This window comes from Novosphingobium sp. SG751A (assembly GCF_013149295.1).
In the GTDB taxonomy this organism is placed as follows: domain Bacteria; phylum Pseudomonadota; class Alphaproteobacteria; order Sphingomonadales; family Sphingomonadaceae; genus Novosphingobium.
Window position 1 is genome coordinate 135,287 of sequence record NZ_JABGCB010000015.1, and the last position, 7,538, is coordinate 142,824.

Annotated in this window: 5 protein-coding genes and 1 pseudogene; 3 read left to right on the forward strand and 3 right to left on the reverse strand. The window is 57.1% G+C overall.

What is annotated here, in order from left to right:
* Nucleotides 1-4: 4 nt before the first annotated feature.
* On the forward strand, nucleotides 5-1,597 hold the full coding sequence (locus FHW96_RS19550; RefSeq protein WP_172342257.1) for a tannase/feruloyl esterase family alpha/beta hydrolase: 1,593 nt from the start codon (nucleotides 5-7) through the stop codon (nucleotides 1,595-1,597).
* Nucleotides 1,598-1,722: 125 nt separating this feature from the next.
* Nucleotides 1,723-1,989 (forward strand): annotated as a pseudogene (locus FHW96_RS26005) (transposase); the annotation flags it as partial.
* Between the two features lie 250 nt (nucleotides 1,990-2,239).
* On the opposite strand, the gene FHW96_RS26805 reads toward FHW96_RS26005, so the two are convergent.
* From FHW96_RS26805 to FHW96_RS19565, 3 genes are all read right to left on the reverse strand, one after another.
* Nucleotides 2,240-2,662, reverse strand: coding sequence for a transposase (locus FHW96_RS26805; RefSeq protein WP_371815761.1), 423 nt, complete (start codon nucleotides 2,660-2,662; stop codon nucleotides 2,240-2,242).
* Nucleotides 2,663-3,005: 343 nt separating this feature from the next.
* On the reverse strand, nucleotides 3,006-5,429 hold the full coding sequence (locus FHW96_RS19560; protein ID WP_172342259.1) for a TonB-dependent receptor: 2,424 nt from the start codon (nucleotides 5,427-5,429) through the stop codon (nucleotides 3,006-3,008).
* 20 nt (nucleotides 5,430-5,449) lie between these two features.
* A complete protein-coding gene (locus FHW96_RS19565; RefSeq protein WP_172342260.1) occupies nucleotides 5,450-6,115 on the reverse strand; it encodes an EthD domain-containing protein in 666 nt (221 codons plus the stop codon).
* Nucleotides 6,116-6,297: 182 nt separating this feature from the next.
* Here FHW96_RS19565 and FHW96_RS19570 point away from each other — a divergent pair, with 182 nt between their 5' ends.
* Nucleotides 6,298-7,233, forward strand: coding sequence for a LysR family transcriptional regulator (locus FHW96_RS19570; protein WP_172342261.1), 936 nt, complete (start codon nucleotides 6,298-6,300; stop codon nucleotides 7,231-7,233).
* Nucleotides 7,234-7,538: the final 305 nt, after the last annotated feature.

Sequence of the window (7,538 nt, forward strand, 5' to 3'; positions counted from 1 at the left end):
CGTCATGAGTTTATTCAAGATCATCAAACTGGGTATGGCGGTCAGCCTTGGCGCTATCGCGTGGAGCGGGGCGCAATCCTCAGTCGATGCACCAACCTCCGATCAGTTCAGACAGCGTTGCGAAACATTGTCGTCGCTGAAGCTTCGACACGGTACGCTCACATCGACCCGATACGTGCCAGCAAAAGGGGAAGCGGGCGGCTATTGCGACGTAGCGGCGACTGTAGCTCCTTCAACCGACATTGTGGTGCGGCTGCCCGATCATTGGGCCGGACGCTATCTCCATCTCGGCGGTGGGGGGATGGACGGCTTTCTGCCCAAGCTCGATGTGCCGAGCAGCCCGATGGTATCGAGCGGGCGCAATCTCGCCGATTCCGGCTATGCGGTGATTGCCTCGAATGGTGGTCATCGGAGGGAGGATTTTCCGGACGCCAGCTTCGCAGGAGACCGCGGGCTGCTGCTGAGCTATGCCAACGGCAAGATTTATGACACTGATATGGTCGGCTCCGAGGTCGTGAAGGCTATTTACGGCGAAGACCCCAGATATCGCTATTTCGCAGGATGTTCAAATGGCGGGCGAAATGCCTCCACGGTGGCAGCCGATAATGGCGATTTCTATGATGGCATCATCGGCGGTGATGGCATATGGGGTGAAGCGGCTGACGATGTTGGGGGAGCTGACCTTGCTGGCGCGGTAACAAAATGGGTGCAGACAGCTCAAATCGGCAAGGTCTTCTCGGCGGCACAGGGCGCGGCGGTGGTACAGGAGCAACTGCGCCTGTGTGATCCGTCCGATGGGCTGAAGGATGGCATCATCGCAGATCCCGAGTCATGTCGCATCGATATGAGGCGCTTGCAGTGCAAGCCCGGAGAAGCTGGCGCCTGTCTGGGCGATGCACAGATCGAGGCCTTGAAGCTCTATAGGACGGATCTTGTCCTCAATGGCAAGATTACCGGCGCCCGCTTCGGACTCGTCGACCCCTCTTTTCTCAATGACGGGCTTGCCCGCTCACATCTCTCGATGATTTCTCAGGGCGGCGCCGGTTCTCGACCGGGCGACGTGGATCTGGCTAGGGAGTATCCCAATTTCAAGCGCTTTTTCGAAGGGATGCTGCATATGAGCGGCAGCTTGCCTAAGATTGCGCATTACCTCGATCGCGGCGGCAAGTTGATGATCTTTCATGGCTGGGATGACGCAGAAGTTCCACCCTATACCAGCGTGAACGCGTTCAAGGCCTTGAACAGAAGTTATCGAAAAGCGGCTGGGAATGCCCGACTCTACATGGTTCCATCGATGGCTCATTGCCGCGGCGGAGACGGTGCGGATGCTTCCGATCTGATCGGCGCCATGACGCTCTGGGTGGAAAAGGGTATCGCGCCTGGGACTGCTGCCAATCCCTTGGTGGCCTGGAAGCGCCCTCCGGCAGGGGCTACTCCGCGCCCGGGTATGGTCGGAGATCCGCTATTCCAGTCCCGCAGGACCGCAGTTTTGGAGCGGCCTCTTTGCGAGTACCCGAGGACCCCGCGCTACATTAAAGGCGACCACAATCAGGCCGCGAGCTTCAGCTGCGTCATGCCAAAGGGAACCGCGACTTGACAATGGCTTGTGCGATCTAATGCACCGGAATGTAGCGGCCCAAGCCACGGCCACCCTAAGGGTGAGGTGGTGCCGCTTTTCTGGCCAGGGTGATAAGCTCAGCCTGACCTGAGGAATGGATTGGAATAAAGACGACGAGAAAGCGCTACAGTGCGGAGTTCAAGGCCAAGGTAGCGATGGAGGCGATCCGCGGCGATCTGACGCTGGCGGAACTGGCGGCCAAGCATGGCTACACCATACCATGATCGGCACGTGGAAACGGCAGGCGATAGAAGGCATGGCCAGCCTGTTTGACGGTGGCGACCAGGCTGGCCATGGCTGCCGGCGACGCCGAGATCGAGAAATTGCATGCCAAGATCGGTCAGTTGCTGGTGGAGCGAGATTTATATGTGGGCTGTTTTGTCAATGAGGACGTAGCCGAATAACAGCGGTCTCGACGGGGCCGCTTTGCCCGTGTGATGGAAATCAGCGGGGCGATCATCGGTGTGCAGTCGCGCGCCGGGCGCATCAACTTATATCCGGCAGTTCCATGACGGCTTGCCACAATCCTGTATGCACAGCACAGACGATCAAGGGAACGGTCTCATACTTTTTGCCGGTGCATGGCACCAATCGCGCTCTCGGGTCCCGTCTCCCCCGCATTCAGGCCCCGGCCAGGGCCCGAAACTCCAAAGCTCTCGTGTCCAATTCGACGCCGTCTGGTACCACACCGGCTTCAACGTATCGCCATAAGGCAATTGCCAACTTACGGGCCATAGCTACCAGCATGATACGACGGATCCTTGGCGACTGCACTTTCGTGCGCGCCTTGTACCATTGTGTGAGTGGACTGTCCGGATGTCGGCTTTGCCATATCCATGCAATCTCGATGAAAATGCGCCGCGCCCAACTGTTCCCGGCTTTGGAAATGCCCTGACATCGAGATGTTGATCCGCTGTCAAACGCGCTGGGGGTCATCCCAAGGTAAGATCCCAGATGTGATCGGCTTTTGAACGTCCTGGCCAAAACCTCGCGAGCCATAACTGCGGCAGTTGTACCGCCAATGCCTGGTATCAAGCGGAGCATCTGGCGATTGGCTTCCACTCGGGGGGCCTGTGCGTCGGCAAGATCCCGTTCTTTCTCTACAGAACGGATTTGATCTTCCACACGGCAAGGCGGTCGTATTCGCGCTCAAATTCCTTGCGCAATCGGTCAGGTAAAGGCTGGCCTTCAGCGGTGATGAAGCATTTACACTCGCGGCATGATAACATCGGCCTGAGCTTAACTTCGCCGCAAATCTGTCCAGAAAGACGAGACCACCTCAGATGGACACATGGCGATCGTCGTTCATGAGCCCACCCCAATTTCGTCAAGCGGGACCATAAGCTCGGGAAAGGAAGCCATGATCGCCGCTTGACGATAGAAAAGATCAGAACTTGTAGCTCAAACGAACACCATAGGTACGCGGAGCCGAATTGATACCGGTGACGGTTGAGGTCGGCGAATTGTAGTAGCTAAGCACCCCGCGCCGCTTGTTCTCGATGTTGTTGGCGAAAGCCGAGATGCTCCATGCTCCGCCAGTTGGCTGGAAGGTCAGCCCGGCATTCGTTGTCCAATAGGCACTCTGGGTCTGCGAGGGCAGGTACTCGAAGCCGATGAAGCTCTTGCTCTGATAATGTGTGGAGGCCCTCGCGATCAGCTCATAATCGCCGATTTTGACGTTTTGCTCGCCGCCAAAGTTGATTGTCCATTGCGGCGCCTGAAACGCCGATTGGCCAGAGCAATCAATGGTGTAATTGGAGCCTGCGGTAAAGGCTGCCGGGGACGTAACGCCGCATGCCACATAGGGCGGTGGGTTCGCGGTGCCGTTGGTGACGGCCGGAGATGTATATTTGAACGAGTCGAGCTTGGTTTCGAGATATTGCACATCGGCAAACAGGCGTGTTCCCTGCGCGGGCTTGACCTGCAATTCAACCTCGATGCCCTTGTTGGTCGAACGACCGATGTTCTCGGTGTAGAAGGTTGAGCCCAGTTGCGGGTCGGGGCCGAGGTGTGAAACCTGCTGGTCTGTGTATTTCCACAGGAAGGCCTCGACATTGAGCTGGACGCGGTTGTTGAAGAAGCGGTTCTTCGAACCCAATGTCCATGCCCGAATGTTTTCAGGGCCGAACGTGGGGCGGAAGCCGGAAAAGGCAAAGCCGCCCGAACGGAACCCAGTATCATACGAGAGATAGAGCAAGGAGCTGGGCGCAAGATCATACTCAGCGCCAAGATGGTAGGTGAACCTGCCATCGGTGCGAGACTGGTCAAGCGTAGTCGTGCCTTGCAGAAAGATGGTGTTCGCAGCAGCTGCACTGGGTTGGATGTAAACCGCCGGGGAATTGGCCGTCGGCGGCGCGACCTGGATCAGCCCCAGTTGCGCAACCGTGTCTGCCACCGATGAGGCAAAAGGCAGCAAGGGCGCGTTTGCGCAGACATGGGTGGGCGAAGCGCAAACATCGAGCAAGACGTTCGCCGTCCCCGCGAAGGAGCGATGATCGTTGGTGTATCGGCCGGACGCAACCAGTCGGAAGCGGTCGGTAACCTTGAAGCCGAGGCGGCCAAATGCGGCCAGCGATTCGGTTTCGAGCTTATACTTCTGGAAGGAGTCGAGCACCTGCATGGTAACCCGGAAGTCGGGTGCGTCGACGGTGTCCTTGAAATAGAACCCGCCCACCAGCCAGGACAGCCGCGCGCTGGGGTCGCCCGACAGGCGCGTTTCGAGGCTGAATTGTTTGTCCGAATCGCGCGTATAATTGGTGAAGCCACCGCCACCTGTCGTGGCTTCCTGTTTGAATTGGCGATAGGACGGGATGACCGTCAGGGTGCCAATCCCGGTCTTCCAGGTCAATTCGGCATTGATGCCCCAGTTTTCATTGTTGACGCGTGGCGAGGATAGCAGCGGGCCAAGCGTCCGGCCCGAGACGCCGGAAAATGCCGTGCCCAGAAAAGCCGCCGAGCGCCTGTCAAACGTGCCGACCGAGCTGTCCAGTCCTGATGGAATGGCTGTATAGCTGTTATTGGCAGGATTGAAGGCAACGGCGTGGGTGAAGGTTCCGCCGCCGCCTTTACCGCGCTGCTGATAATAGTCCGCGGCGATGCGCAGGCTGAAGTCATCGGAGGGCTGGAACAGCAACTGGGGCCGAATTGCCCAGCCTTTGTCATCGTCGGTCCCGTCCGAATTATAGCCTTTGCGATCAACGCCCATGGCGGCGATGCGAAGCGCGGTTATCTGGCCAAGCGGCACGTTGATGGCACCTTGCACATTGAGCGCGTCGTAGTTGCCATAGCTTAGGTCGACGAAGCCACTCGTTTTGCCCAGTTCGGGGCGTTGCGGCAGCACGTTGATGGCGCCGCCCGTCGAGTTGCGGCCATAAAGGGTGCCCTGCGGGCCCTTGAGCACTTCCACCCGCCCGAGGTCGTAAAATACGCCCGATGTGGATGCGGGACGGGCCAGATACACGCCGTCATAGTTGAACGATACAGCTCCGTCCGTGTAAGAATTGGCGACAAAGGCGCCAACGCCACGAACATAAAAGCTCGCCGTTGTGCCGCCGGCGCTTGACGCTTGCAGAGCCGGAACGAGGGCTGCGAGATCTGTCGCCTTGGTTACCCCGGCGCGGACAATATCTTCACTGCTGACCACAGACACGGCGACGGCTGCACGTTGCAGCGGCTCGGGCCGCCGCTGAGCTGTCACGATGATATCAGTTAACCCCTGGCCTGGCGCCGTTGCGGGGTTTTCCTGCGCCAACGCAGGAAAGGAGCCAAGCGCGCTAATTAAGCCGGTTCCCAGGAAAAGGGACTTCTTCATTTTAATCCTCCCTATTGTTCTTATTTGAATATTACGGTGTTGCAGACGATGAGATTATCGACCGGCTTGCCACCCGAACTGTCGTTGGCCGCAGCAATGGCACCAAGAAACGCGCGCAGATCCTCACGGTTGGCAAAGCTGATTTCGTCAAACTGGTTGAAGTCGCACGTAACCTTGTCCGAAGCCGCAGAGTTGATCACCAGTCTGTCGGGCTTGGGGATGGCTCCGGTTTTGATGACGTCATGAAGCCGGGCCGCATGTTCTGCGGCGAACGCCTTGGGGTCGCCAGCCACTTCGCGCAGGACGAATGCCTTATGCGTCTCGGCCTCGATACCATCGATAATGACGTTTTCGTCGACCATGAGCGCCTGCGAGCCCGCCTCATCTCGGAAGTTGTCTTCGTCGGGGCCGACAACTTCGATATAGGCGGTTGATTGCTTACTGGCGACCAAACCAGCCATGTCGGCGAAGCTGATCAGAGTGACCGCGCCTCTTTCCAGAGGGGTATAGCCGTCCGGAAACGGAAAAGTTTCGTCGACATAATGATGGATGTAACGCTGGAATGGGCCTGAAACGTCCGGGTGTGCAAGGCACAGCGGTCCATGATGACGTTCAAGGTATTCACGCAATTGTGCATGCGACATGCCGCTGCGGTTCTGCGGTATGATTGCCAGTTTGATCGGCATCGAACTCCCCTTGTTTGGCCCTTCGACGGGACGATAGGCTGTGGCCCAAGGTCGTCACGGTGGCTTGTGGAGTCCGCATAGTTCGAATTATAGCATAACGGTAATGTATTTAAATTATACGATGCAATGAAAATTTGTGATACAGCATCGACGATGCGATAGGGTGGTTGGGGATTAAGGGCATGCGTTTCAAGGGGCTGGACCTTAACTTGCTGCAAGCGCTGGACGTGCTGCTGACCGACCGCAGCGTCTCTTCCGCTGCCCGGAAGCTGGCGGTGACTCAGCCGGCAATGAGCGCGATCCTGGCACGTCTGCGCGAGTTTTTTGGCGACGACCTGCTAACCGTTCACAATCGGCGGATGTATCCTACCGCATTCGCGCAAAGCATTTGGCCGCGGGTTCGCGAATTTCTGTTGGTGGCGGATAGCCTGGTTTCGGACACGTCGCTTTTTGATCCGGCGACTTCTGAGCGAGCCTTTATAATTGGCGCCTCAGATTACCTCCAGCATACGCTTGTTTTTGAATGGATTCGTTCGATACGAGCTTCGGCACCCAATGTTCGCTTCGAGCTTTCCAGCATCGACGAGATGCTGCTGCGAAAATTCGAACTCGCCGAAGCCGACCTCATGGTTCTTCCCGAAGAGTACGCATCGGAACGGCATCCACTGCAACCTCTCTTTGAGGAGACCCATGTGGTGTTGGGCAGGTGCGACGATCCGCGGTTTGCTCACCCCATTACCGAAGAAGTTCTGTTGGAGGCACAGCATGTTTCGTGCATGATTGGGCCATGGAGGAGGCCGTCGTTTGCCGACCGGAATTTGGAACACCTTCATAAAGTTCGGCGCATTGGGGTGGTCGTGGATACTTTCATGGCCGTGGCCCCAGCGGTACTCGCGACGAATTGTCTCGCTATTGTACAGCGACGCCTTGCAGAGCGAATTTGCGAATTATACCCGACCATCTGGGTACCATTACCATTCAAATTTCCCAGAATGCGCGAGGTCTTGCAGTTCCACCATAGCCGCGTCGACGACGAGGGGATTACTTGGTTGCGCCAGAGTCTCAAAGAAGTAGCCGATAAGACAAGAATCGCGTCAGCCCATGCTAAGCTAGGGTGACAACCCATGCACAGATCTGATTTGGCTCTGGTCTGATCTGATCTGATCAAAGATTGCTCTTCCCATCAGATTATGTGATGATCTAACGCCTTTATAATAATTTTAAATTTCTCGCTTGCCGACAGTGCGGGCAAAAACGCGGCGATTGGGAGGGGAGTGGATCGCATAAACACAGCCGTGCGGTGCCGCAGTATGAAGACTGGACGCGGTCGTAAGCGTCCGGTTCACCCCTTCTTGGTATGGGCTCGATGGATTTTAGCTTCGAGCTCGGAGGCACCTTTTAGCCAAGTGCTAAAATATACCGG

Coding starts and splice junctions, on each gene's coding strand:
- FHW96_RS19550 (WP_172342257.1), top strand. CDS start 5: ATGAGTTTATTCAAGATCATCAAACTGGGTATGGCGGTCAGCCTTGGC.
- FHW96_RS26805 (WP_371815761.1), bottom strand. CDS start 2,662: ATGCTCCGCTTGATACCAGGCATTGGCGGTACAACTGCCGCAGTTATG.
- FHW96_RS19560 (WP_172342259.1), bottom strand. CDS start 5,429: ATGAAGAAGTCCCTTTTCCTGGGAACCGGCTTAATTAGCGCGCTTGGC.
- FHW96_RS19565 (WP_172342260.1), bottom strand. CDS start 6,115: ATGCCGATCAAACTGGCAATCATACCGCAGAACCGCAGCGGCATGTCG.
- FHW96_RS19570 (WP_172342261.1), top strand. CDS start 6,298: ATGCGTTTCAAGGGGCTGGACCTTAACTTGCTGCAAGCGCTGGACGTG.